Raw genomic sequence first — 25,814 nt, 5'->3', positions numbered from 1 at the left:
AGATCAAAGTTAATTTCAGCGAAAACTATATTGCTCACAAAATCGCCCATGCTGTAGCAGGCTGTGCAGCTGCTGCTGCGGCACGACAAGGCAAGTGTCGTGATGGTGCAATCGGTGCAGCTGTTGGAGAAGTGGTTGGTGAAGCGCTATTGGGTGGACGTGATATCAATAGTTTCGAGCCAAATGAACGCGAAAAGGTTAGGCTGAAAATTACTAACTATACCAAGGTGATAGCTGGTAGTGTAGCTGCTCTGTTTCAGGGTGATGTAAATGCAGCAGCTAATACGGCAGTTACTGCAATTGAGAATAACTTATTGAGTCCAAATGAGTATGTTAGACGTAATAAGTTGATTAAGAAGGCGGAGGAAAGCTGGGGAAGCCTTACAGAGGCAGAAGCTCGTCAACTTGTCTATTACATAGAAAAAGACCGCCGTTCGGATATTTTATTGGTTAAATATCAAAAAAATCCTAACAGTTTGACTGCGAATGAAAAATATGAGCTTGCAATGTATATCAATGATGCTTCAGGTGGTAATGCATCTAGAGCGAATGCTATATTACGTGGTCGTGGGCGGATGGATATTCCTACAAAGGAAGCTTTGAACAATGCACATCGAGCATTAAGTCGTTATGATTCTTTTGATTATAAAGCAGCGGTTGCTGCTCAACCTGCGCTTTATTTATTAGGAGGGCCAGCTGGTTTTGTCGTTAGAGGTGGTTCAGCTCTAGCAGGAGCCTATAAGGTTGAACAAGGGGCAGAGAAGATTGCTAAGGGCTATTACCGAAATGGGGTAGTTGAAATTGTTAATGGTGTAATCATGATTGCTCCTGCGGTTATCAATAATGTTCCAAGAGTTCAAAATCCTCCAACTATGTTGAAGTCAACCGCAACAGGTGCAGCGGTAAGTGGTACTTTTAATGCAGGTTCTCAAATAGCTGCTTGTATCTCCCAAGGTCGTTCAAATTGTGTGACTGAGGTTGATCCAAGGAATGTAGTAGCTGCCGCAGCTGTAGGAGGTCTTACAGGTGCAGCAGGACACAGTATGTTCGAAAAAGCAGGAGTTCCTCATGTAAACCCCATGAATTTTTTAGGAAGCAAGGCAACTCCAGAGGGAACAGTAATTATGTTTAATAAACTATTTGCAGGTATGGCTACGAGTCAAGCTGTTCAGGCTGGTGTTAATTCTTCAAAAGAATCTAACAAAAAATTGGAAGAGGAAGGGAAAAATAAAAAGAAATAAGATATAAGAAAGTATTCATAGATTGTGAATTAGGAGTTTTGATGAGTCCTTCTAAAAATCTAAAATGTTAAAGTAGTCTTATGCAATGTACTATTCTTAATAAATATTTTGTGCTATGTAACCATATATTATATTTGAAGTATTTCTAATGGATATAATATTGAAATTATAGTTTGTTAAGATATTTGTATTTTAAGATGTTTTAGTAAAATTCATTTATTTTAAATAAAGAATTAACTCCTTCTAAGTGTTCTATATACTTGAATGTAAGTTTGTTATTGGGCTGTCTGAGGAATATCAGACAGCTTTTTTATATTTTAAGGGTTAAGAATCATTTCATTGTCGATGTTGTTAATAATATATGCCTTTTTTCTGGTTCTGTTGTTCTTTGAGAGCTAAATCTAATAAAATTTTAGTATTTTTATATGTAGTTATTTGTTTCGTATATTGAATTCTTAAGAAGAAGATTGCTGATTTTTACTTAATCGGCAAGGATCTCAGTTCGTTAAAACGGCAAAACAGGTTGAAATCTATGCGGGTGATGAGGCTGTGTTCGGGATCGGAGAGGTTGTGCCATTGTCCGAGCAGGACAGCTTTGAACATGGACAACAGGGGATAGGCGGGACGGCCGCAGTGGTCTCGAAGGTAACGGGTTCTTTGACGATTTAGGTTTTATTCGATCAGTTGCCAATCAATCACCTGATCCAACTTCAATAGTGGGAAGCGGTCGATGTGTTTGGCAATCATGGCTTGGGCTGTTTGCTGGAAGAAGGTGCTCATGGAAAATCCCCTAAATGTTTTGGTGGGAATTTAGGGGAGTTTGGGGAGTTTTGCAAAGGTATCGATTTGTCTTTGAAAGGTGTTGAACCGAGTATGAGGCCTTTTTGGTGGTTGCCAGATTCTCAGCAGGAACGTGAGAAAATTCGTAAGGCAATGAAACCGTTGTCTGTCTTGGCAAAAGCCCGTGGTATAAGTGAGGAGTCAATTTTTAAACAGGCTTTGCTGAGAAATGATGGGAAAGAGTTGTATTTCTTGCCGTTTACCAGTACGCGAAACAAGGAATGGGTGGTAATCTTGAATGAACAGGCAGATTTTTTGGGTTATGCGCCGATTGATGGTTTTATCAAGTAAGAAAAGGCCGTCTGAAAGCTGGTAAGTGATGGTATAGGCTGTTTTTAAAAGAAAATATGCTGTCAGACTTTGCCTTTCTTTCGTCAAACTGATAAACTGTTTGCCATTATTTTTGACCGGGGCATAAATTTTTCATGAAAGACGCAGAGCAGAGTAGTTGTTATACCGCTTCTTTCCCTTTATTTATGCCCGAAATTTGGCAGTCTGTCCGTTTTAAGCGGAACGGCTGCCTTTTTGTATTTTAAAGGAACGCAATCATTATGGATTTCAGTTGGTTGGCCGAGCCGCATACTTGGATAGGCTTTGCCACGCTTCTGGTTTTGGAAGTTGTTTTAGGTATTGATAACCTTGTTTTCGTAGCGATTTTGGCAAACAAGGTCAAACCGTTGCAACGGGATAGGGCGCGGATAACGGGCTTGGGTTTGGCTGTCGTTATTCGGATTTTCATGCTGGGCTTCATGGCACACATCATGACACTGACGCGTCCTTTGTTTGAGCTGGGCGGCCTGGAGATTTCCGGTAAAGACATGATTATGTTTGCCGGCGGTATTTTCCTGCTTTATAAAGCGACTACCGAGCTGCACGAACGCCTTGAAGGCCACAATCAATTTGCGGTTGCTGAAGGACAGAAAAAGCATTCTTCTTTTTGGGGTGTTGTGGCGCAAATCTTGATTTTGGATGCAGTTTTCTCTATCGATTCTGTTATTACGGCAGTGGCGATGGTGGATCATATTGTGGTGGCAATGGGGGCGGTTGTTGTGGCGATGACTGTGATGATTTCTGCCAGCAAACCGTTGACTGCATTTGTGGACAAGCATCCGACCGTTGTAATGTTGTGTCTGGGTTTCTTGTTGATGATTGGTTTTAGTCTGATTGCGGAAGCCTTCCATTTCCATATTCCGAAAGGCTATTTGTATGCGGCGATCGGCTTCTCGATTTTGATCGAACTGTTTAATCAGGTTTCGCAAAAGAATGCCCGCAAAAATGACTACATCAGCACTTCTTGGCGTAAGCGTACCGCTGAAAATGTGTTGGGTATGATGGGTATCCGCGAAAGCATTTTGGCAAAAGCAGGCGATAATGGTGGCGATGACGAGCATTTTGAAGAAAACGAAAAATCCATGATTCGCAGCGTGCTGACTTTGGCGGAACGCCCGATTATGGGCGTGATGATTCCGCGTCGGGAAATCGAGAAATTGGATATTTCCCAAAGTCGGGAAGAACAAAATGCGCAGTTGAAAAATACGCCGTATAGCCGTTTGTTGGTTGTCGGCAAGGCAGGTGTAGATGAGCCTTTGGGCTATATCAGTAAAAAAGATTTACTGAACCAGCTGCTTGAATCGGGAGAAATCAATATTCAGACAGCCTTGCGCCAGCCATTGATTTTACCGGACAGTACGACGGCGTTGAATGCGATTGAATTGTTCCGTCAAAGCAGCGCAGATTATGCGTTGGTGGTGGATGAGTTTGGCGCGGTGTTGGGTATGGTGACCATGAAAGATTTGTTGGAAACCATTGCCGGTGAGTTCCCTGAAGAGTTTGAGCGTGAGGAAGAAGAAGCTGCTCCAGCCAGTCAGGATGAAACGCTGTCTGTGGATGGTGCATTGGAGTATGTGGAATTGGCTTCTCAGTTAAATCTGCCTGCTCAAGAGGAAGACGCGGACTTTCATACCGTTGCCGGCTTGATTATGGAAGAATTGCAAAGTATTCCTGATGTGGGCGATTTCATCGATTACCATGGTTGGCGTTTTGAAGTGGTTGAGAAGGACGGACAACGTATTGCCCGTGTGAAAATCAACCGTTTGCCGGAAGAAGAATAAGTAAAGGCTAATATAGTAAAGGCCATCTGAAAATGTTCAGACGGCCTTTTTATTGATTCAACTTTAGTTGCCGTAATGTCCTGAGCCTAAGATTCGGTGTGAATGTGCGCCGGTTGCATGGTGGGGATTGCTCGGAACTTGATTGCACCAACAGGCGGCAAGCCAGGCAAAAGCGGCGGCTTCGACCCATTGCGGATCAAGATGGAGCTTAGCTGTGCTGTGCAATTTGGTGTCGGGAGAAAACAGGGTTTCCAAGTCTTGCATTAACACCGGATTGCGGATGCCGCCGCCGCAGATATAAAGATGATGAATTGCCGGAGCAGCTTGTTTGGTCGCATCAAAAATGGTTTGTGCGGTATAAAAGACCAATGTGCGTATCACATCTTCCGGCTTTTCATTACCTTTCAGATGGCCTTGAAGCCAGCTTAGGGAAAACAACTCTCGGCCTGTACTTTTGGGATAAGGGCGGCTGAAGTAAGGATGGTCAAGCAGGTTAGTGAGCAGGTCGGGGAGGATTTTGCCTTGTGCGGCTTTTTCCCCGTTTTTGTCGTAAGGCTGCTGCCAAATATGTTGCATCCATGCATCCATCAACATATTTCCAGGGCCGGTATCGAAGCCGAAAGAAGGGCTGTCGGGCGGGAGGATGCTGATATTGGAAATGCCGCCAATGTTGAGTACGGCGCGGGTTTCATTCGCATCTTGAAACAGCGCTTCGTGAAAAGCGGGGACGAGGGGCGCACCTTGACCGTTGCAGGCAAGGTCGCGGCTGCGGAAGTCGCCTACCGTGAAAATGCCGGTCAGTTCGGCTAACAGGGAGAGGTTGACCAGTTGAATGCTGTAACCGTGTTCAGGCGCATGGCGGATGGTTTGTCCGTGGCAGCCGATCGCGGCAATGTCTTTGGCCGACAGGTTTTGTTCTGCCAATAGTTGTTGGACGGTTTGGGCGTATAGGCGGCTGAGTGTTTGCGCCAGGATATTGCTTCTGTGCAATTCATTTTCGCCTATGTCTTGCAGTGCCAACAATTCTTGGCGCAGGCCGTCTGAATAGGGTAGAAAGCTGTGGGCAACGGCTCGTTGCCATTGCTTGCCCTGCATTTGAATCAGTACGGCATCGGCACCGTCCATGCTGGTTCCTGACATGATGCCGATATAGTATTGGGGTTGCATTTCGGTTACAGAAAGAGAAGGTAAAACGACATTTTAACGCCTTTTGACGTTTTTACGGGAATTTCGGCATTTAATGTAAATAGTTGGTGCAAGAAAGATTACAAAAAGGTTAAAATAACGCGACTCAACATGTTTTCCAAAAGGAAACTTTCCATGGCTCAAACTCAGTCGAGTGCGAACTTGAAACTGATTAATACGGTTTTTGCCGCTATGCTTGTGAGCATGGTCGGCTATTTTATTTATTGGGGTTTGGGTTATACCCACTACAACCACTCCGGCCTGTTTATCCTTGCTACCTTTTTCGGCGTCTTCATGGCGTTTAATGTGGGTGGCAACGATATTGCCAACTCTTTCGGTACAAGTGTCGGCTCCGGCACATTGACCATTCCGCAAGCTTTGCTGATTGCGGCAGTATTTGAAGTCAGCGGCGCAGTGATTGCCGGTGGCGAGGTAACAGATACCATCCGTAAGGGTATTGTCGATTTGAATGGCATGCATCTGGATCCGATGCAGTTTGTCTTTATTATGATGTCTGCGCTTTTGGCTGCGGCATTGTGGCTACTTTTTGCATCGCGCAAAGGTCTGCCGGTTTCTACGACACACGCCATTATCGGCGGTATCGTCGGTAGCGCCCTGTGTATGGCAGCATTGAACGGTGTGGATTCTGTTGCGCTGATTCAATGGGACAAGTTGGGCGAAATTGCCTTGTCTTGGATTTTGTCTCCGGTTTTGGGTGGCATCGTTTCTTATCTGTTGTTTTCACGAATTAAGAAAAACGTTTTGGACTACAACTCTTGGGCCGATAATACGCTCAAAGGCATCAAGCTGGAGAAGAAAGCCTATAAAGAAGAACACCGCCTGTTTTTTGAAGCCTTGAGTGAATCTGAAAAAGTCGAATACGCTACCAAAATGGCGCACGATGCCCAAATTTATGATGAGCCGGACTTTGATCCTGAAGAATTGCAGTCTGAGTATTATCGCGGTCTGCACCGCTTTGACAGCCGTAAGGGAGAAGTTGATTCTTACAAAGCCCTGCATTCCTGGGTGCCGTTTATTGCTTCTGTTGGCGGCATGATGATTGCGGCCATGTTGATTTTCAAAGGTCTGAAAAATCTGCATTTGGGCATGAGCAATGTAAACAGCTTCCTGACCATTTTCATGATCGGTGCGGCTATTTGGATGGGTACGTTTGTATTTGCCAAAAGTTTGAAACGCAAAGATTTGGATAAATCGACTTTCCAAATGTTCTCATGGATGCAGGTATTTACCGCTTGCGGTTTCGCATTCAGCCATGGTGCGAACGATATTGCCAATGCGATTGGTCCGTTTGCCGCGATTATGGATGTGCTGCGTACCAACAGCATTACTGCTCAAAACGCCGTGCCGCCGATTGCCATGTTGACTTTCGGTATCGCTTTGATCGTCGGCTTGTGGTTTGTCGGTAAAGAAGTGATTAAAACCGTAGGCACCAGCTTGGCAGAAATGCACCCCGCGTCAGGCTTCTCAGCCGAGCTTTCTGCCGCCGCCGTCGTGATGGCCGCATCATTTATGGGCTTGCCTGTTTCCAGTACCCATATCTTGGTGGGTGCAGTTTTGGGTATCGGCTTGGTTAACCGCAATGCTAACTGGAAATTGATGAAACCGATTGGTCTTGCTTGGGTTATTACCTTGCCTGCTGCTGCCGTTTTGTCTGTTGTCAGCTATTTGGTTTTGCAAGCTGTGTTTTAATTGATTATTTAATTTCAAAAGGCCGTCTGAAAGATAGATTTCAGACGGCCTTTACTTATTTTTGTAAGGGGTAGATTTTAGTTTGTTTTAGCGATGCATAAATCATGCTGTTTAATGTTTACACTGATACAAGAATAATTAAGGTAATAGAGAAATACCTTATTGGGAATATTTTAGAAAAGATTTTTGGTTTCAAAACTTGGCTTAGTGAGGGCAAGCAAAGCTATTTTTAATCAGCCTACTATAAGGTTAAGGCAATAAAAGAGCCCCAATTCATCGACGTTAAAGATGTCGTATTGAATTGGGGTCTCTATTTATTTAGTGCAAGCCTTATCAAGCCGTCTGAACATTATTCGGCAGCTTTGTTGGTCTCCGCTTGTACAGGAGCCGCTTCTGTTTCAGCGGTAGCCTTAGCGGCTTGGCGTTCGGCTTGTGCAGCCAATGCCTGTTGAACGGCTGGGTGCTGTTGGGCGATGGTTTGTTCTTCTGCGCTGACTTCGCCTTTGAAGCGGTTGTTCAAGTCAAAACGTTTGCCGCCGCGAGCTAGGGCTTTCAGATAGCGCGGACGGCGGCAGTGGTTAGCCAGTACGCGTGCAATCAGTGCAGGGTCGTATTGGGGTAGGGCGGCAACCAAGTCTTGGTCGATGCCGACGGCCAACGGTTTGAATCGTTTGAAAACATCATATTTGCCGTAAATGTGGTCGGCAATCATGTCTGTCTGTTTTTTCTTGCTCATGGTTTGGACGGCAGATTTCAGCGCAGCGCCCAAAGCGGTTTCTTGTGCCATTGCGGTTGTATTCCTCTAATATAAATCCGTATTTTCGTCATACGGCAATAAGGTGCTATTGTAGTATAAAGACTGTGATTTGGCTAAATTTTTCTGAGAATATTCAGAAATAAACGGTTATTTTTCCAATTTGGCAATGTCCGGTGTATTAACCTGAACATCGGCATTTTGCGCACGATGGCGTAAGGCGTGGTCGATCAAGACCAATGCCAGCATGGCTTCTGCAATCGGAGCGGCGCGTAATCCGACGCAGGGGTCATGGCGGCCGTGTGTGGCGAGTTCGATGGGGTTGCCTTCTATATCGATGCTGCGGCGCGGTGTGGCGATGGAGCTGGTCGGTTTGATGGCAATATTTACATGAATGTCTTGTCCGGTGCTGATGCCGCCCAAGATGCCGCCTGAGTGGTTGGATAGAAAGCCTTGAGGCGTGAGCTCGTCGCCATGCTCGCTGCCGCGTTGCGTTACGCTATTAAAACCTGCACCGATTTCAACGCCTTTGACGGCATTAATGCCCATCATGGCATAGGCAATTTCTGCATCGAGGCGGTCAAAAACCGGTTCGCCCAGGCCAACAGGGACGTTGGCTGCTTCGATATGAAGTTTTGCGCCGACAGAATCCAATGATTTGCGCACGCTGTCCATATAGTTTTCCAAGTCCTCAATTTGGCTTTGGTTGGCGGCAAAAAAAGGGTTTTGGGAAATATATTCGTAACCTTCAAACTGGATTTCTTTTTCGCCTACTTGGGTAACGTAGGCGGTAATTTCCGTGCCGAATTTTTCTTTTAGCCATTTTTTAGCGACTGCTCCGGCGGCAACGCGGGCAGCGGTTTCGCGGGCGGAACTTCTACCGCCGCCGCGATAGTCGCGTGTACCGTATTTGTGCCAGTAGGTGTAATCGGCGTGACCGGGGCGGAAGCTGGTGGCGATATTGCCATAGTCTTTGCTGCGTTGGTCGGTATTGCGGATCAGGAGGGCGATGGGTGTGCCGGTGGTTTTGCCTTCGAATACGCCGGAGAGGATTTCGACTTGGTCGGCTTCGCGGCGCTGGGTAACGTGGCGGCTGGTGCCGGGTTTGCGACGGTCAAGGTCATATTGGATATCCGCTTCGCTCAATTCTAATCCGGGCGGGCAGCCATCAATGATGCAGCCCAAGCCTGCGCCGTGGCTTTCGCCGAAAGTGGTAACGGTAAAGATTTGTCCGAAGGTGTTGCCTGCCATAGGGATACTCTTTTGAAATTGGGTTTGGAAATTTTTTGCTTGTTTGGATAATTCTCAGGCCGTCTGAACGGTGAAACGAGAATCTTTGATTTCGTTGTCACATCTGTTCAGACGGCCTTTTGAGATGACTGCTTAGTTCAATTTACCGTGGCACTGTTTGTATTTCAGGCCACTGCCGCAAGGGCAAGGATCGTTGCGGTGAACAATCAGGCCGTTTTGTGCAAGCGCTTCAGGGCTGAAGTCTGTGCCGTCAGGATCGAATGCTTCGGTAACCAAATCGGTTTGCGATTGACCGAGCAATTCTTCCATATCAGGCGCATCGGAGTGGACGGTTTGAACATCGCTGACGCTTTGTGCGGCAGTGTGGTCGTATTCGCTGTTGCGCTCGATTTGAACGGCGGTCAGCAAAGCGGCAATGTTTTGTTTGATACCGCGCCACAGATTTTCAAACATGGCGAAAGCTTCGCGTTTGTATTCCTGTTTCGGATTTTTCTGAGCATAGCTGCGCAGGTGGATGCCTTGGCGCAAGTAGTCCATAGCGGCGAGATGTTCGCGCCATTGGTTGTCGATAACTTGCAGCATAACATTGCGTTCAAAGTCAGACATAGCCTGTTTGCCGACCAATTCGACTTTTTCGGCATATTCGTCTTCGATACGCTTGATGAGGCGTTCTTTAATGTCTTGGTTGTCCAAAGTACTGTCTTCTTTCAGCCAGCCTTTGATATCGACATGCAGGCGGAAATCGGCGGCAAGTTGGTGTTCCAGTGCCGGAATGTCCCATTGCTCTTCCATGCTGTCAGGCGGGATGTGGTAGTCAACCAAGTCGCTGACAACGTCGGCGCGGATTTCGCGGGTCAAATCACTGACGTCTTTAGTCGTCAGGATTTCGTTACGTTGATGGTAAATCACTTTACGTTGGTCATTGGCAACGTCATCGTATTCCAAAACCTGTTTACGCATATCGAAGTTGCGGCCTTCGACTTTACGTTGCGCGCCTTCGATTTGACGGGTCAGCAGGCCGTGTTCGATGGCAACGCCGCGTTCAGGTGCCAGGCGGTTGAGGATGGCTGCGGCACGGTCGAGTGCAAACAGGCGCAACAATGGGTCTTCAAACGACAGATAGAAACGGCTGGAGCCGGGGTCACCCTGACGACCGGCACGACCGCGTAACTGGTTGTCGATACGGCGGCTTTCATGGCGTTCTGTACCGATAATGTGCAAACCGCCTGCGGCCACAACTTGGTCGTGTTCGGTTTGCCAGCCACTTTCAAGGGCGGAAATTTGCGCTTGTTTTTGCTGTTCGCTCAAGGTTTCATCTGCATGGATGGCTTCGATTTGATGTTTGAGGTTGCCGCCCAAGACAATATCGGTACCGCGGCCGGCCATGTTGGTGGCAACGGTAATCGCGCCGACTTTACCGGCTTGGGCCACAATCAATGCCTCGCGCTCGTGTTCTTTGGCGTTCAGAACGTTATGCGGCAGACCTGCTTCGTGTAACAAGCGGGAAACCAGTTCGGAGTTTTCGATGCTGGTTGTACCGACCAAAACCGGTTGGCCGTTTTTATGGCATTCGGCGATATCTTTAACAACAGCTTCAAATTTTTCTTCGGCTGAGCGGAAGATTTGGTCGTTGAAGTCTTTACGTTGGACAGGACGGTTGGTCGGGATGATGACGGTTTCGAGGTTGTAAATGCTTTGGAACTCGAAGGCTTCGGTGTCGGCCGTACCGGTCATGCCGGACAGTTTGCTGTACAGGCGGAAGTAGTTTTGGAAGGTAATAGATGCAAGCGTTTGGTTTTCGCGTTTGATTTCTACGCCTTCTTTGGCTTCAACGGCTTGGTGCAAGCCTTCGGACCAACGGCGACCGGCCATCAGACGGCCTGTGAATTCGTCCACAATCACGATTTCACCATCTTGAATGACGTAGTGTTGGTCTTTGTGGAACAGGGTGTGCGCACGTAATGCCGCCATGAGGTGGTGCATCAGGGAAATATTGGCGGCAGAGTAGAGCGAGTCGTTTTCCTGCAATAAGCCCATTTGGGTCAGGATTTGCTCGGCGTGTTCGTGACCGGCTTCGCTCAGAATAACTTGGTGTGCTTTTTCGTCCACCCAGTAATCGCCTTCGCCTTCTTCGGTTTCTTGGCGGATAAGGTGGGCCGGAACAGCGTCCATCACGCGGTAGAGCTGGATGTTGTCATCCGCTTGGCCGGAAATAATCAACGGCGTACGCGCTTCGTCGATCAGAATGGAGTCCACTTCGTCGACAACGGCAAAGTTCAATTCGCGCTGAACTTTGTCGTATTGGTCGGTAACCATATTATCGCGCAGGTAGTCGAAGCCGAATTCGTTGTTTGTACCGTAAGTAATGTCGGCACCGTAAGCGGTTTGGCGTTCGAAAGGTTGCAAATCGGCAACGATCACGCCGACGCTCAAGCCTAAGAAGTTGTACAACGGCTCCATAATGCCCGCGTCACGGGAGGCGAGGTAGTCGTTGACAGTAACGACGTGTACGCCTTTTCCTGACAATGCATTCAGGTAAACGGCAAGGGTGGCCACCAGAGTTTTACCTTCACCGGTACGCATTTCGGCGATTTTGCCGTTGTGCAGGACCATACCGCCGATCAGCTGTACATCGAAGTGGCGCATGCCCAATACGCGGCGGGATGCCTCGCGGCAGACGGCAAAGGCTTCAACCAAAATATCATCTAGCGTTTGTCCGTCAGCGAGGCGTTGTTTGAATTCGGCGGTTTTGGCCTGTAAATCTGCGTCGCTCAACGCTTTCATCTGTTCTTCGAGTGCATTGATTTTAGCAACGGATTTACGATATTGTTTCAGCAGGCGGTCGTTGCGGCTGCCGAAGATTTTCTTAGCAATGTTTGTCAGCATGAATAATTCCTGCGCCTTGATATAATAGTGGGCGAAATTGGGATTTTAACACAAGCGCTTGTATAACGCGGTAATGCTGTTTGAAATAAAGGTGGTTTTGCTGTATTTCAATTGTAATTGTTTGGTTAATTTACTGAAAGGCCGTCTGAAATATATGGATTTAGCACAATTGGGCAAGCGCGACCGCTTATTGGCGGGCTTGTTGCAACAATCGCAACAATGGCGGAAATTGGATGCAAAAATCAAAATGGTTTTGCCGATCAACCTGCATCCGCATTTTCAGACGGCCTGTATTGAAGACGGAAGACTGGTTTTGCTGGCCGCCAACAATATGGCTGCTTCGCGTTTGAAAATGATCCTGCCTGCCATGTTGCCCAAGTTGCAAGCATTGCATGATGGAATACGGGAAGTAGTGGTCAGGGTAGTCCCCAAGCCACCTACTCAGCCGAAAACCAACAGCTTGCGATTGAGCGAGGCTGCTTTGGACAGCTTCGATGCGGCTGCGGCCAAATTGGAAGGCAGGCATCCCGAATTGGCAGCGGCATTGGCAGAATTGGTACGCAAGCACAGCCGCTAAAATCATGCCGAATGAGATTATAGTTAATAAATGTTAAAACTTATTTCATTTGACCGATAGTATCTAATACTAAAGAAATACGACCTAAACAGTAACTGTTTTCTTTTAGGTAAACTGATGTAAACTTGGCCTGAAACTTTGATTTCGTGTGAAGTTTGTAGCAAAATAACGCCTGAATTTCTTATCACTCTGCGTGAATAAGTTTAAGTTTGGCATTTGCCTTTGTTAATATATTCGCGCGGGTTCTATTAATAGAACTTAACAAGACTCTCATCATTAGGAGATACATCAATGAAAGCTTATCTGGCTCTGATTTCCGCTGCCGTTATCGGCTTGGCTGCATGCTCTCAAGAAGCTGCAAAACCTGCTGAAGCACCTGCTGCTTCCGCTGCTTCTGAAGCTGCTCCTGCAGAAACTACTGCACCTGCCGATGCCGCTCCTGCCTCTGAAGCTGCTCCGGCTGATGCTGCCGCCGCTCCTGCTGCCGGCAACTGTGCAACTACTGTTGAAGCCAACGACGCTATGCAGTTCAACACTAAAGAAATCCAAGTAAGCAAAGCTTGTAAAGAATTCACCATCACTTTGAAACACACCGGTACCCAACCTAAAGAAAGCATGGGTCACAACATCGTCATCGGTAAAGCCGAAGACATGGACGGTATTTTCAAAGATGGTGCCGGTGCTGCTGCAACTGACTACGTTAAACCTGACGACGCACGCGTTGTTGCCCACACCAAACTGGTTGGCGGCGGCGAAGAAGCTTCCCTGACTCTGGATCCTGCTAAATTGGCTGGCGGTGAATACAAATTTGCTTGTACCTTCCCAGGTCACGGCGCTTTGATGAACGGTAAAGTTACTTTGGTTGACTAATCCGTCTAAAGCTCGAAAACAGACAGCCTGCCTTGCGCAGGCTGTTTTGTTATAATCTGGAAACATTAATTTAAGAATAAAACCTCAAAACCATGAATCCGTTTGAAACCAAAAGCGTTACTTTTGCCGAACCCATTGAAATGCTGTACGCCTGTCATGGTAAAGTGCGCCGTTTCTGCAGCCAGGTTGCCATGTTGTCGGACTATATTGCCGAAAACGGCTGCAATCAAATCGTTTTGCAAACCATCCGCCAGATTGCCCAATATTTTAATGTTGCCGCGCCGTTGCACCATGAAGACGAAGAAGAAAATTTCTTCCCGCTTCTATTGCAATATGCGCCGCAAGCTCAAGAAAGCGTTGACGAGCTTTTGCGCCAACATGTCAGCCTGCATAGTAACTGGGACGGCGTAGCGGCTGAGTTTGCCAAGCTTGAAGCGGATAACGCCTATATCCCTGATGCCGAAGCATTCAAACGTTTTGTCGCAGGATATGATGTTCATCTGGCGATTGAAGAGCCGCTGTTTGATATGGGCAAAACCTTTATCCCCAAAGAAAAACTGACCGAAATCGGCGAAATTATGGCTGCACGCCGCCGCAAATAAGGCCGTCTGAAACAATCGTCTCAAGGAATACACTATGCTGACCCCAAAAAGTTGCGATTTGTTCAATATCCCTTTTTTCCAGTTTTCCCAGCTTAAAAAATACCAGCCTGAAAGCATTCCGCAAATCAAGGCAGACTATAAAGAAAACTGGCAGGTATGGCAGCAGCTGATCCAGCAGGTTGCCGCCGAATTGGGTGCACCGTTTGCGCCGCCGCATATCGAACGCTGGTGTAACGGCTGGCAGGTTCGCGCTCATTTCTTTGCCTATTTCAAATACGAACAATATAAAAATTCCGCAGCGATTTTATCGATTTTGCTGAATCGCCGCCGTTTGAGTGTCAGCTTGGATTGGCACTGCTATAAAGCCGATGTTTCACCTATTGCGCTGCCTGATTACAACCGCTGGCTGGATAATTTTGATACTGAAAAATACGCTTCATTCGATATGTGGCACGGTGCGGAAAGCGAATATGACGATTATCGTACCGTCGCACAGCAAAGCGACGGCGATAGAAAGCTTCGAGACGACAAAGATTTCTTCTGTATCGGGAAGCACATCGAACGTGATGATTTAGGCAAGCAGGATGTCGCGAAATGGATAGTGGAAACAGTGGAAGACTTACTGCCACTTTATGAAGCTTGCCATGGAAAATAACTCAGAATACCGAAAGGCAGACGGCCCATTCAGTATCTTCAAATGAACTCAAGGCCGTCTGAAAATTATATTCAGAACGTTTCAGACGGCCTGTTTCTCAAAGTGAACAAATATGACCGAGACCCAATCCCTAGAGCTTGCCAAAGCGCTGATTTCCCGCCCGTCCGTTACACCGGATGACCAAAACTGCCAACAACTGCTGGCCGAACGCCTGCAAAAAATCGGTTTTGCCGTAGAGGAGCTTCATTTTGGCGACACCAAAAACATTTGGTTACGACGCGGTACGCAGGCTCCGGTGTTCTGCTTTGCCGGACATACCGACGTCGTGCCGACAGGCCCTGTTGAAAAATGGGATTCGCCACCGTTTGAACCGACCGAACGTGAAGGCTGTCTGTATGGTCGCGGCGCGGCGGATATGAAAACCAGCATTGCCTGTTTCGTTACCGCCTGCGAACGCTTCGTTGCCGAACATCCCGATCACCAAGGCAGCATCGCGCTTCTGATTACTTCCGACGAAGAGGGCGATGCGTTGGACGGTACGACTAAAGTTGTCGATGTGTTGAAAGCGCGCGGTGAGTTGATTGATTACTGTATCGTCGGCGAACCGACTGCCGTGGATAAATTGGGCGATATGTTGAAAAACGGCCGACGCGGCTCGTTGTCGGGCAATCTGACCGTCAAAGGCAAGCAAGGCCATATTGCCTATCCGCATTTGGCAATCAATCCCGTGCATACTTTTGCCCCGGCCTTGCTGGAGCTGACACAAGAAGTCTGGGACGAGGGCAATGAATACTTTCCGCCGACCAGTTTCCAAATTTCCAATATCAACGGCGGCACAGGCGCGACCAACGTCATTCCAGGCGAGCTGAACGTCAAATTCAATTTCCGTTTCTCTACCGAGTCCACCGAAGAAGGTCTGAGACAACGCGTCCACGCCATTTTGGACAAACACGGCGTGCAATACGATTTGCAGTGGTCTTGCTCAGGCCAACCTTTCCTGACTCAAGCAGGAAAACTGACCGATGTGGCACGCGAAGCCATTGCCGAGATTTGTGGCGTTGAGGCTGAATTGTCCACCACCGGCGGCACTTCGGACGGACGCTTCATCAAAGCCATTGCGAAAGAACTTATCGAATTAGGCCCGTCCAATGCGACCATCCACCAAATCAACGAAAACGTACGTTTGGAAGATATTCCGAAGCTGTCGTCAGTATATGAAGGTATGTTGAAACGCTTGTTGAAGTGAAAAAGGCCGTATAGGCTTTGAAAAACGATAGGGCGATATGATTCTTTTGCTCTTTTTGTTTTCTCTTAAGTTATCGATAATTGGACAAGGCAAAATATGATTACTCTGCCTTCTTTAAACGACCTTCCATCAAAGTGGAATGAAATCCGAGTGCAGTTGGAAACTGACTTGCCCGCCTCTCTCGAAGCCCTGCTGCAAGAGTGTCTTACTGAGCACGAAACCAAGCAGTTTGAGCAGGATTTTATTGACTGTATTGGTTGTACGCCTGAAGAATATGTCCGTATCCGCCGAGCTGTCCGACTGTTGGAAACGCGTTATCCTAATAGTCCGAACGAACTGACTGCGGCTGCGGTTGCCACGTCGTTGGGCGAGATGTTGGCGGTGTTCGGCAGCAAGGGTTTGTGTCTGTTGGAATTTGTCGGGCAGAAACATATGGAACAGGAAATCATGGCTGTCCAAAAAGCTTTGCGCGGGCAGTTTATTTTCCAAGAAAATGAGCAAACGCAACTTTTGCGCCAAGAATTGGATTTATACTTTCAAGGCCGTCTGAAAGTTTTTACAACGCCTTTGGAAACGATAGGCACGGCCTTTCAGCAGCAGGTGTGGAATGCGCTGCTGACTATTCCTTACGGCGAAACGCGCAGTTATAAGGAGCAGGCGCAACAGTTGGGTAATCCCAAAGCCGTCCGCGCCGTTGCCGCAGCTAACGGGCAGAACAAAGTGTCCATCCTGATTCCCTGCCACCGCGTCATCGGCAGCGACGGTAAACTGACCGGCTACGCAGGCGGCTTGAACCGCAAACAATCGTTGCTTGCCTTGGAGCGCGGCGAGGTTCAGACGGCCTTGTTTTGAGTTTTGATAGAGGATAAGGGGTCATGCTTCGAGCAGGCTTCGCACGTTAAAAAAATTGAGCAGCAGAAGGTCGGTGGAAGCCCGACGAAATCTGCATGGAGAAAAATGTTGGGCAATGCCCACACTAGAAAAAGAGAAATAAGACATGAGCCTGAAAAACCGCCATTTTTTAAAACTTTTGGATTTTACGCCGGAAGAAATTACCACCTATCTCGATCTTGCCGCCGAATTGAAGGCCGCTAAAAAAGCAGGGCGCGAGGTGCAGCGGATGAAGGGAAAAAACATCGCCTTGATTTTTGAGAAAACATCGACTCGCACCCGTTGCGCGTTTGAAGTGGCCGCACGCGACCAAGGGGCAGGGGTAACTTATCTGGAGCCGTCTGCCAGCCAAATCGGGCATAAGGAAAGCATTAAGGATACGGCGCGTGTTTTAGGGCGGATGTTTGACGGTATCGAGTATCGCGGTTTTGGACAGGATGTAGTGGAAGAGCTGGCCAAGTATGCAGGTGTGCCTGTGTTCAATGGTTTGACCAACGAGTTCCACCCGACTCAAATGCTCGCCGATGCGCTGACGATGCGCGAGCATAGCGACAAGCCTTTGAACCAAATTGCGTTTGCCTATGTCGGCGATGCGCGTTACAACATGGCCAATTCGTTGCTGGTGTTGGCTGCGAAACTGGGCATGGATGTGCGTATCGGTGCGCCGAAAAGCCTGTGGCCGTCTGAAAACATTATCAAGACGGTGCAGGCTGTTGCCAAAGAAACCGGCGGACGGATTCTGTTGACGGAAAATGTGAAAGAAGCCGTGAAAGGCGTAGATTTTATCCATACCGATGTGTGGGTCAGCATGGGCGAGCCTAAAGAGGCTTGGCAGGAACGTATTGATTTGCTGAAAGGTTACCGCGTTACCCCCGAATTGATGGCGGCGGCGGAAAATCCGCAAGTCAAGTTTATGCATTGCCTGCCTGCTTTCCATAATCGCGAAACTAAAGTCGGCGAATGGATTTATGAGACATTCGGCCTGAATGGTGTGGAAGTAACGGAAGAAGTCTTTGAAAGCGAAGCCAGCATTGTGTTTGATCAGGCAGAAAACCGGATGCACACGATTAAAGCAGTAATGGTAGCGGCATTGGGCGATTGAGTTTTGCGCTCAACGCTGCTTACCGCTTCATTTAATAGAGATTAAATAAAGGCCGTCTGAAAGAAAGACTTTCAGACGGCCTTGTTGTTTGATTGGGTTTATTGCCAAATCAGGACTTTGGGTTCGGGCGTTACTTGATAGCCTTCTTGACGCAATAGTTCGATTAGGCCTTTTTCGCTGGGTAAATGGGCAATGCCGACAGCAAAGAGGGTGCTTTGTTTGGCCGATTGCTTGCGGATTTCAGGCAGCCATGCCAAGTTGCGGCGGATCAGGAGGTCGTTTTTCAGCCAATCGGACATGGCTTTGGCGTACTTGGTATCAACAAGTTTGAGGGTGCGCTGTTCGGTTTCTTCCAAAAGTGGAATGAGTTCTTCAAAGCGGCCGTCTGAATAGGCTTGATGGAGTTTTTTGATATCTTCGGTTTCTTCTTTATTGGTTTTAATGCTGGCTTTCAGAAAGTTGAGCATGGTTTCTTCAGGCTGTGCTTTGAAGATCGCGGTAACATCGTCCAAGCTTTCTAATGAACCACGCGGTTTGTTGATATTGACTGCTGCGTTGGTCAGCAACATATCTGCACCGGTTTCTGCGCTATATCCTTGGGGAAATGCGTTGCCGGCAAAAACCAATGCTGCCCACGGGTGGAGTTTGTCGGCAATTCTGGCGATGGGTCGGCTTTCTTCATTTTTTGAATAGATTTCTTGTAAAAGACGGAAATCTGTTTTGCCAAGCTTGCGGCTAAGCGGTTCGGTACTCATGACTTCTTTGAAGTATTTTTGATACATTTTTTTCGTTTCCGGACTGCTGTCCGGCAATGCGTCAACTTCTGTGGTCAGTTGGTCGGTGGATTGCAACAGTTTGAGGGCATCGGAAGACAAAGTTTGATTGGTTTGTCCCATGTGGATGGTGCCGAGCAGATAGGAGTCTGGTTGGCCTTCTTTGCTGATTTTCCAAACATTGCTGGTCAGTTTAGGCTGATGCAAGTTAAGTTCGGCAGGTTTGTTTTCGGGTGAGGTCGAGGCGGGTTTGCAGGCGCCCAGGGCAAGGGCGGTCAATGGCACAAGCAGGCAGGCAAGCAGTTTTTTCATGTTTTTCCTTATTGTGGTGTGCGGTAGGCAAGGGCAATTTAGAAATCGAGCAGGTTTTGAACCGGATGTTCTCCCGTTTCGGGTTTTTCCATTTTGCGGTTGCGGATTTTGGCTTTCCTGAGGGATAGAAGGTGCATGACTTGATGCTTTTGGCTGTCGGTCATCTGGAGCCAGTACAAGCGCTCTTCCCGGCTGCGCAGGCAGCCTTTGCAATAACCTTTGGCATTGGCTTCGCAGACACCTATACAGGGACTGGGGATGGGGAAAAAATCGGGTTGTTCCATATTTTAAAAGCGTTTGAGACAAGAGACCGGACAAACCAAAATTGTAGACTGCATTCGTATTTGTCTAAACACGATCGGTGTATCCAGCAGGGTTCCTAATATCCAATTGAGTTGATCATTTCAATAAGTTCTAGGCATAAAAAACCTAAGAGAAACCATAAATATATTGCAGATTATATCTTGTACTGCAATGGTATCGTATCGATTCCAAATGGGGGAGCAAAGTGTACAGTAAGGTCTCCAAGATCAATTACGGTATGTTTGGCAGAATCATGTTTTAATACAAATCTAGAGTTCCTCTATATTTTGATTTTCAGACGACCTTATGCCCAGCTCCAACTATTTGCACTTTATGATTTAATCAGTTTACGCAAAGACTGGTTGTTGTATTTGATATCGGCAATCATTCGGTCGTATTGGTGCATTCTACGGAGCGAGCGGGTAATCAGATAGACCGAGAAAAAAATCAAACTGATGTTCATCAGACTGACCAGTACGAGCAAAGGCCAAACATCAACGGCCTCATACCATTTCGATGTCGCAATCAGCGCACTGAAAATAGACAAAGGGAGTGCGAAAACGGCAATACCCGTACGCATGATAGCAAGTGCCGTGCGTTTTTCAGCAAGGAGAAGCTGTACTTGATTGATGCTGAGGATATCGTTTTGCTGTTCGGTAACCATAGGATACGCGCCTATACAAATTAACTTTGAATTCTGATAAAGCGGAAAATATGGTTTTATGTTACCCGAAAGTATTGAGAATAAAAACAAGGTCGTCTGAAAATTTTCAGACGACCTTTTCCATTCCTGTTTATACAGTTTGCGAGTATTTGGCTTTGGTTTCTTTATGGCGCAGATGGTAGTCGAACACCATGGCGATGTTGCGGATCAGGAAGCGTCCCTTCGGCGTAACGGTCAGGCCGTGCGGTTTGAGACGAACCAGACCGAGGGTTTCCAGTTGCTTCATATCTTCCAGTTCCGCTACAAAATAGCGGCTAAACGGAATGCCGAACACGCTTTCGTAAATTTGATAATCAAGCGAGAAGCGGCACATTAAATCCTGAATGATGTTGCGGCGCAAAATATCGTCTTGATTGAGCTGGTAGCCGCGCATAATCGGTAGATGTCCGGCATCGAGTGCGGCGTAATAGGCATCGATGTCGCGCTCGTTTTGGGAGTAGGTGCTGCCGATTTTGCCGATAGAGGATACGCCGATTGCCACCAAGTCGCAGTCGGCATAAGTCGAGTAGCCTTGGAAGTTGCGTTGCAGGAAGCCTTCTTTGAGGGCGATGGAGAGTTCATCGTCAGGTTTGGCAAAGTGGTCCATGCCGATGAAAACATAGCCGCGCTCGGTCAGGGTTTGAACGCAATATTGCAGCATATCGAGTTTTTCTTCGCTGCCGGGGACGACATTGGTGTCGATACGGCGTTGCGGTTTGAAGATATGCGGCAGGTGGGCGTAGTGGTAGAGGGCGAGGCGGTCGGGGTCGAGGGACAAGACCGTGTCGATGGTGGTTTTGATGCTTTCGGTGTTTTGGTGCGGCAGGCCGTAAATCAAATCAACGCTGACCGATTTAAATCCGGCTTCACGCGCGGCATCGATGACTTCTTTGGTTTCTTCGTAACTTTGGATACGGTTGACGGCTTCCTGCACTTTAGGATCGAAGTCTTGAATACCGACACTCATGCGGTTGAAACCGAGGTTGCCCAACTTGAGGACGGTTTCACGGCTGACTTTGCGTGGGTCGATTTCGATGGAGTATTCGCCGTTTGGAATCAGCTGAAAGTATTTGCGGATCATGTCGAAGACGCGTTCGAGTTGGTCATCGCTCAGGAATGTGGGCGTACCGCCGCCGAAGTGGAGCTGCGCGAGCTGGTGTCTTCCGCCTAAATGCGGTGCCAGCAATTCCATTTCTTTTTCTAGATACTGGATATAGGCATCGGCACGGCTTTTGTCTTTGGTAATGATTTTGTTACAGCCGCAGTAGTAGCAGATGGTATTGCAGAAGGGAATATGGATGTAGAGCGAAAGGGGTTTGTTGAGCGCACCCATGTTGCGCAGGTTTAAAGCTTGGATATATTCGGCTTCTTTAAAGCCTTCATGGAAGCGGTCGGCGGTCGGATAGGATGTATAACGTGGACCGCTTGATGGCAAACTGGCAATCAATTCGCGGTCGAATTCCGGTAATTCATTGTTTGTGTTCGTGTTATTTGAGATGGGGATGATTTTCATGGTCGGGGCTTGTAGTATGAAGTAAGGAAATTAGGGAAAATTTTAGTCAAAATTTCGATAGTTTGGTAGAATGCCTCATAATGATATGCCGACTTTGACATGGGTCAATAGTTATTCGGCTTAATCAGGGATTGAGAGAACTAAGCAAATTAAAGGTGCGTTATGGCTACACACAATGCAACACATCAAATGAAAACCTTGTGTTCCACATGTTCTTTACGCGAGCTGTGTTTGCCTGTCGGACTGATGCCTAACGAATTTTCACAATTAGACGCGGTTATTCGTCAAAGCCGCCGTCTGAAAAAAGGTGAATACCTGTTCCGTGCCGGCGAGCCGTTTACCTCTTTGTTTGCCATCCGTGCGGGCTTCTTTAAGACAACAGTCGCCAGCCAAGATGGACGAGATCAGGTAACCGGCTTTTTTATGTCAGGCGAGCTGATCGGTATGGATGGGATTTGTTCCCATATTCACAGCTGTGATGCTGTGGCTTTGGAAGACAGCGAGGTATGCGAGCTTCCGTTTACACATATTGAAGAACTCGGTCAGGATATTCCCAGCCTTCGTTCTCACTTTTTCCGCTTGATGAGCCGCGAAATTGTCCGAGATCAGGGCGTTATGCTGCTTTTGGGCAATATGCGCGCTGAAGAGCGATTGGCAGCATTCTTGCTTAACCTGTCCCAGCGACTCTATTCACGAGGATTCGCCGCCAATGATTTTATCTTGCGGATGTCGCGTGAGGAAATCGGCAGTTATTTGGGGCTAAAACTGGAAACAGTTAGCCGCACCTTGTCTAAATTCCATCATGAAGGCTTGATTTCGGTTGAACACAAGCACATCAAAATCTTAGATGCGACAACCTTGAAGAAAATGGTTTCCGGTTGTTCGCACGCTATCTGAATCTTAGGCCGTCTGAAATATTTCAGACGGCCTTTTAACAAGAATTAAAGAATAATTGTTAAGTTACGCAAGTGATAGTCAGATATTAAATTGAAAAATCTTCAACAACCGGCGTGTACAGAATGCGGTCGACTACTTCTCTGGTCAGTTTCGGTGCAAACATCTGGATAAAGTCATACGCGTAACCGCGCAGGTAGGTATCCGAGCGTAAGGCTATCCAAGTGGGCGACGGTTCAAATAAGTGTGCCGCATCAATCAGCTGTAAATCTTGATCGACAACGGGATCGTACGCCATTTTGGCCATCAAACCAACGCCCAAGCCTAAGCGGACATACGTCTTCAACACATCTGTATCGGCAGCCGATAAGGCAACATCAGGTTGCTCAATATGCGCTTTATTAAATGTACGCGCGATACTGCTGCCGGAATTAAAAGCAAATTCGTAAGTAACCAGCGGAAAAGAAGCCAAATCTTCAAGGCTTAAAGGGTTGCGGCAGTCTAAAAGAGGGTGGTCGTGCGGAACAATGACGGCATGGTTCCATTCATAGCAGGGTAGTTTGCCCAACTCGGGGTGATCATCAATGCGTTCGGTAATAATTGCCAAATCTGCTTCTCCGCTGCTGACCATTTGCGCAATAGCAGAAGGGCTGCCTTGTTTGATGGTCAAATTGACTTTAGGGTAGTTTTTGACAAATTCCGCAACGATTTTGGGCAAAGCATAACGCGCCTGGGTATGCGTTGTCGCGATGGTTAGCGAGCCGCTGTCATGATCGGTAAATTCGCTGCCGATATTTTTAATGTTCTGTACATCGCGCAAAATTCGTTCCGAAATCTCTAACACGGCTTTGCCCGGTTGCGAAACGGAAACCACACGCTTGCCGCTGCGGATAAAAATTTGGATACCCAATTCTTCTTCAAGCAGGCGGATTTGTTTGGAAATGCCGGGCTGGGATGTAAAAAGCGCATCGGCAGCCTCGGAGACATTCAGATTGTGCCGGTAAACTTCAAGGGCGTAACGTAATTGTTGCAGTTTCATGGTAGCAGTATCGGATACGTTGTTATTGTGGATTTTGTGCGACAAACGGTCTGTAATTTAACATATTTTGCCCGGTTTTGCCCTGAGTTTTGAAAACGTTTGTTTTTAATGAAAATATCTTTTAATGATATGAAAACAGGAAATTCAGGAAAGAAGGGGGAAAGGGGTTTTGTTGTTTTTGTACAACTTTAGGTAGGTGAATTGTCTGATTTTGCCCTAAATTAATGACACAAGATTGATTTTTCGGCATGATTAACTACTAGGAAGCAGGCACTTCATGATTGTTTGAAGGCATCGAGTATTGACAGTTTGCCTTGCGCTTCTTTATAGTGCAACCTGATATATCCGATTTGCCGCTGTTTTGATACTGCGGCCTGTATATTGGTACTTTGCAGCGGTTGCTTTCCTAGTCCGCCGCATAACAATTTGATGAGGGAATAAAATGACCAAACAGCTGAAATTAAGCGCATTGTTCGTTGCCTTGGTTGCCTCTGGCACCGCTATGGCCAGCGAAGCGCACACCAAACACGGTTACACCGTAAGCAGCCAATCTCAAGAAATCGTCCGTAACAACTACGGCGAATGCTGGAAAAACAGCTACTTCGACAAAGCTACCGAAGGCCGCGTTGAATGTGGTGATCGTGAAGCAGTTGCTCCTGTACAACAAGCTCCTGAGTATGTTGATGAAACTGTTTCCCTGTCTACTAAAACTCTGTTCGGCTTCGACAAAGACAACCTGCGTCCTGAGGCTCAAGAAAACCTGAACGCTTTGGCTCAACGCCTGAGCAACGACAGCGTACAAACTGTACGTGTTGAAGGTCACACTGACTTCATGGGTTCTGAAGAATACAACCAAGCTCTGTCTGAGCGTCGTGCTAACGTAGTTGCTAACTACTTGGTAGGCCGTGGCGTTGCTTCTAGCAAAATCTCTGCAGTAGGTCTGGGCGAGTCTCAAGCTCAAATGACTGCTACTTGTGAAGCTGAAGTTGCTAAACTGGGTAAAAAAGTTTCTAAAGCTAAGAAACGTGCTGCCCTTATCGCTTGTATCGAACCTGACCGTCGCGTTGATGTTAAAATCCGCAGCGTTGTTACTCGTCAAGTTGCTCCAGGTCAAACTATCGAAGGTCAAGGCGAATTGCCTGCTACTGATGAAGGTTGGATCCCAGCTCCTTACAATGGCGTTCACGGTTACGCTAAACCTTAATCGGTTTTTGAAAAATGCCCTGCAATATGTAGGGCATTTTTTTTATGGTTTATATTTGAAGAGTCGGGGAATTCATGATTCAAAATAAAAGGCCGTCTGAAAGACTTATTTTCAGACGGCCTTTTATTAAGACAGATTAGTTTGGCTTGGGCCATTTCCATACGCAAATAGCGGCGAGTATTGTACAAATCAAAAAGATGGTACTGGATAAGCCGTGCCAAACGCCGAATGTTCCACCTACTAGGGACAGCAGCCAGTTATCCAGTCCGTACTTGTGTGCCTCGATAACCGGCGTAACCAAAAGATGATTACAGGCTAAGAGTAGCCAAAGTACTAAGATCCACCAAGATAGTGAGGCCAGTTGCTTTCTGAAAAAGGCATAGGCTGCGCCAAAAATAACTAAGCCACATAGTGCTGTAATGGCAAACAAAATGCCGGCAATTTCTCCTGCCTGCATTTTAGGTAAAAGACGGAATAGGATAGGTGCAGTAACATAGCCTGCTGTCAGCTGCATACCAAACCACATGGCGGCAGCGGTTTGGATAATTTTGTACAGTAGATTCATTATGCTTCTCCTGGGAAGATTTTATTTTCTTTGATTATGGTGTTTTTAGGTACAACAAAAGGCCGTCTGAAAATGTTTTCAAACGGCCTTTTGTTTATTTAGATATATTGTACGGCAATAATGTCATATTCACGCACACCGCCGGGTGCCTGAACTTCTGCAACGTCGCCTTCTTCTTTGCCGATCAGGGCGCGGGCAATGGGGGAGCCAACGTAGATTTTGCGTTCTTTGATGTCTGCTTCATCTTCACCGACGATTTGGTAGGTAACTTGTTCTTCAGTTTCCAAATCTTCCAGTGTCACAGTTGTGCCGAATACGATTTTGCCTTCGGCGTGGATTTCGGCAGGGTTGATGATGTGCGCCATAGAGAGTTTGTGTTCCAACTCGGCGATGCGGCCTTCGATAAAGCCTTGACGCTCTTTGGCGGCTTCGTATTCTGCGTTTTCAGACAAGTCGCCGTGCGAACGTGCTTCGGCGATGGCTTCAATGACTTCTGGACGTGCTACGCTTTTGAGGTGTTGAAGTTCTTGTTTCAACAATTCTGCACCACGGACGGTCAAAGGGATTTTTTGCATAGAGTTCTCCAT

The 25,814-nt window shown here is 47.2% G+C and carries 23 protein-coding genes and 2 pseudogenes; 13 read left to right on the top strand and 12 right to left on the bottom strand.

Annotation, left to right across the window (positions count from 1 at the left end):
* The coding region (locus ACTHTY_RS09785) for a VENN motif pre-toxin domain-containing protein (RefSeq protein WP_440367438.1) at positions 1-1,241 on the top strand (1,241 nt) is incomplete at its 5' end.
* A 486-nt stretch (positions 1,242-1,727) separates the two neighbouring features.
* On the opposite strand, the pseudogene ACTHTY_RS09780 reads toward ACTHTY_RS09785, so the two are convergent.
* A pseudogene (locus tag ACTHTY_RS09780) lies at positions 1,728-2,021 on the bottom strand (transposase); the annotation flags it as partial.
* Positions 2,022-2,075: 54 nt separating this feature from the next.
* Here ACTHTY_RS09780 and ACTHTY_RS09775 point away from each other — a divergent pair.
* Both ACTHTY_RS09775 and ACTHTY_RS09770 read left to right on the top strand, forming a co-directional pair.
* Positions 2,076-2,372 (top strand): annotated as a pseudogene (locus tag ACTHTY_RS09775) (fimb protein); the annotation flags it as partial.
* A 260-nt stretch (positions 2,373-2,632) separates the two neighbouring features.
* Positions 2,633-4,192 (top strand): TerC family protein, encoded by a 1,560-nt coding sequence (locus ACTHTY_RS09770; protein WP_440362230.1) that lies wholly within the window; start codon positions 2,633-2,635, stop codon positions 4,190-4,192.
* A gap of 63 nt (positions 4,193-4,255) precedes the next feature.
* Here the strand turns inward: ACTHTY_RS09770 and ACTHTY_RS09765 are convergent, their stop codons facing one another.
* Positions 4,256-5,359 carry an anhydro-N-acetylmuramic acid kinase gene (locus tag ACTHTY_RS09765; protein WP_440367436.1) on the bottom strand — a complete coding sequence of 368 codons (1,104 nt, stop codon included), beginning with the start codon at positions 5,357-5,359 and terminating at the stop codon, positions 4,256-4,258.
* Between the two features lie 153 nt (positions 5,360-5,512).
* Between ACTHTY_RS09765 and ACTHTY_RS09760 the strand changes: the two genes are divergently transcribed.
* A complete protein-coding gene (locus ACTHTY_RS09760; protein ID WP_070584891.1) occupies positions 5,513-7,087 on the top strand; it encodes an inorganic phosphate transporter in 1,575 nt (524 codons plus the stop codon).
* A gap of 349 nt (positions 7,088-7,436) precedes the next feature.
* Here ACTHTY_RS09760 and ACTHTY_RS09755 read toward each other — a convergent pair whose 3' ends face one another.
* The 3 genes from ACTHTY_RS09755 to secA all read right to left on the bottom strand — a co-directional run bounded on the left by ACTHTY_RS09755 (position 7,437) and on the right by secA (position 11,978).
* The gene (locus tag ACTHTY_RS09755) at positions 7,437-7,874 is read right to left on the bottom strand and encodes a ProQ/FINO family protein (protein ID WP_254324541.1); all 438 of its coding nucleotides are present in this window, start codon (positions 7,872-7,874) and stop codon (positions 7,437-7,439) included.
* 117 nt (positions 7,875-7,991) lie between these two features.
* Positions 7,992-9,092, bottom strand: a complete 1,101-nt coding sequence (gene aroC / locus ACTHTY_RS09750; protein WP_440367434.1) for a chorismate synthase — start codon at positions 9,090-9,092, stop codon at positions 7,992-7,994.
* Between the two features lie 132 nt (positions 9,093-9,224).
* Positions 9,225-11,978, bottom strand: coding sequence for a preprotein translocase subunit SecA (secA, locus tag ACTHTY_RS09745; RefSeq protein WP_440367432.1), 2,754 nt, complete (start codon positions 11,976-11,978; stop codon positions 9,225-9,227).
* A gap of 154 nt (positions 11,979-12,132) precedes the next feature.
* On the opposite strand from secA, the gene ACTHTY_RS09740 reads away from it, so the two are divergent.
* From ACTHTY_RS09740 to ACTHTY_RS09710, 7 genes are all read left to right on the top strand, one after another.
* A complete protein-coding gene (locus ACTHTY_RS09740; RefSeq protein WP_440367431.1) occupies positions 12,133-12,555 on the top strand; it encodes a DciA family protein in 423 nt (140 codons plus the stop codon).
* A 291-nt stretch (positions 12,556-12,846) separates the two neighbouring features.
* On the top strand, positions 12,847-13,425 hold the full coding sequence (gene azu, locus ACTHTY_RS09735) for an azurin (protein ID WP_003748712.1): 579 nt from the start codon (positions 12,847-12,849) through the stop codon (positions 13,423-13,425).
* A 92-nt stretch (positions 13,426-13,517) separates the two neighbouring features.
* Positions 13,518-14,027 (top strand): hemerythrin domain-containing protein, encoded by a 510-nt coding sequence (locus ACTHTY_RS09730; RefSeq protein WP_300483020.1) that lies wholly within the window; start codon positions 13,518-13,520, stop codon positions 14,025-14,027.
* Between the two features lie 34 nt (positions 14,028-14,061).
* Complete coding sequence (locus tag ACTHTY_RS09725) at positions 14,062-14,682, top strand: glucose-6-phosphate 1-dehydrogenase family protein (RefSeq protein ID WP_004519621.1); 621 nt, start codon at positions 14,062-14,064, stop codon at positions 14,680-14,682.
* Between the two features lie 112 nt (positions 14,683-14,794).
* A complete protein-coding gene (gene dapE, locus ACTHTY_RS09720) occupies positions 14,795-15,928 on the top strand; it encodes a succinyl-diaminopimelate desuccinylase (protein WP_440367428.1) in 1,134 nt (377 codons plus the stop codon).
* 96 nt (positions 15,929-16,024) lie between these two features.
* The gene (locus tag ACTHTY_RS09715) at positions 16,025-16,780 is read left to right on the top strand and encodes a methylated-DNA--[protein]-cysteine S-methyltransferase (protein WP_440367426.1); all 756 of its coding nucleotides are present in this window, start codon (positions 16,025-16,027) and stop codon (positions 16,778-16,780) included.
* A 145-nt stretch (positions 16,781-16,925) separates the two neighbouring features.
* Positions 16,926-17,921 (top strand): ornithine carbamoyltransferase, encoded by a 996-nt coding sequence (locus ACTHTY_RS09710; protein ID WP_440367425.1) that lies wholly within the window; start codon positions 16,926-16,928, stop codon positions 17,919-17,921.
* A 98-nt stretch (positions 17,922-18,019) separates the two neighbouring features.
* Here ACTHTY_RS09710 and ACTHTY_RS09705 read toward each other — a convergent pair whose 3' ends face one another.
* The 4 genes from ACTHTY_RS09705 to hemN all read right to left on the bottom strand — a co-directional run bounded on the left by ACTHTY_RS09705 (position 18,020) and on the right by hemN (position 21,525).
* Positions 18,020-19,006 (bottom strand): TraB/GumN family protein, encoded by a 987-nt coding sequence (locus tag ACTHTY_RS09705; RefSeq protein WP_440367423.1) that lies wholly within the window; start codon positions 19,004-19,006, stop codon positions 18,020-18,022.
* Between the two features lie 38 nt (positions 19,007-19,044).
* Positions 19,045-19,290: a DUF1289 domain-containing protein gene (locus ACTHTY_RS09700; RefSeq protein ID WP_049329517.1), complete on the bottom strand. Its 246-nt coding sequence runs from the start codon at positions 19,288-19,290 to the stop codon at positions 19,045-19,047.
* 350 nt (positions 19,291-19,640) lie between these two features.
* A complete protein-coding gene (locus ACTHTY_RS09695; protein ID WP_070646679.1) occupies positions 19,641-19,973 on the bottom strand; it encodes a hypothetical protein in 333 nt (110 codons plus the stop codon).
* A 130-nt stretch (positions 19,974-20,103) separates the two neighbouring features.
* Positions 20,104-21,525: an oxygen-independent coproporphyrinogen III oxidase gene (gene hemN / locus ACTHTY_RS09690; RefSeq protein ID WP_440367420.1), complete on the bottom strand. Its 1,422-nt coding sequence runs from the start codon at positions 21,523-21,525 to the stop codon at positions 20,104-20,106.
* A 162-nt stretch (positions 21,526-21,687) separates the two neighbouring features.
* Here hemN and fnr point away from each other — a divergent pair, with 162 nt between their 5' ends.
* On the top strand, positions 21,688-22,422 hold the full coding sequence (fnr, locus tag ACTHTY_RS09685; protein WP_039862092.1) for a fumarate/nitrate reduction transcriptional regulator Fnr: 735 nt from the start codon (positions 21,688-21,690) through the stop codon (positions 22,420-22,422).
* 85 nt (positions 22,423-22,507) lie between these two features.
* On the opposite strand, the gene ACTHTY_RS09680 is transcribed toward fnr, so the two are convergent.
* A complete protein-coding gene (locus tag ACTHTY_RS09680; protein ID WP_063069237.1) occupies positions 22,508-23,458 on the bottom strand; it encodes a CysB family HTH-type transcriptional regulator in 951 nt (316 codons plus the stop codon).
* 442 nt (positions 23,459-23,900) lie between these two features.
* Between ACTHTY_RS09680 and ACTHTY_RS09675 the strand changes: the two genes are divergently transcribed.
* Entirely contained in the window at positions 23,901-24,662 is a 762-nt protein-coding gene (locus ACTHTY_RS09675; RefSeq protein ID WP_049323939.1) for an OmpA family protein, read from the top strand.
* 136 nt (positions 24,663-24,798) lie between these two features.
* Here ACTHTY_RS09675 and ACTHTY_RS09670 read toward each other — a convergent pair whose 3' ends face one another.
* Together ACTHTY_RS09670 and greA are read right to left on the bottom strand one after the other, a co-directional pair.
* Positions 24,799-25,227 (bottom strand): DUF4149 domain-containing protein, encoded by a 429-nt coding sequence (locus ACTHTY_RS09670; RefSeq protein WP_440367419.1) that lies wholly within the window; start codon positions 25,225-25,227, stop codon positions 24,799-24,801.
* A 98-nt stretch (positions 25,228-25,325) separates the two neighbouring features.
* Positions 25,326-25,802 carry a transcription elongation factor GreA gene (gene greA, locus ACTHTY_RS09665; RefSeq protein ID WP_003684304.1) on the bottom strand — a complete coding sequence of 159 codons (477 nt, stop codon included), beginning with the start codon at positions 25,800-25,802 and terminating at the stop codon, positions 25,326-25,328.
* Positions 25,803-25,814 lie beyond the last annotated feature (12 nt).

This window comes from Neisseria sp. P0019.S002 (assembly GCF_051957155.1).
GTDB classification, from domain to species: domain Bacteria; phylum Pseudomonadota; class Gammaproteobacteria; order Burkholderiales; family Neisseriaceae; genus Neisseria; species Neisseria perflava.
This window is presented reverse-complemented; position numbering and strand designations above follow the sequence as displayed.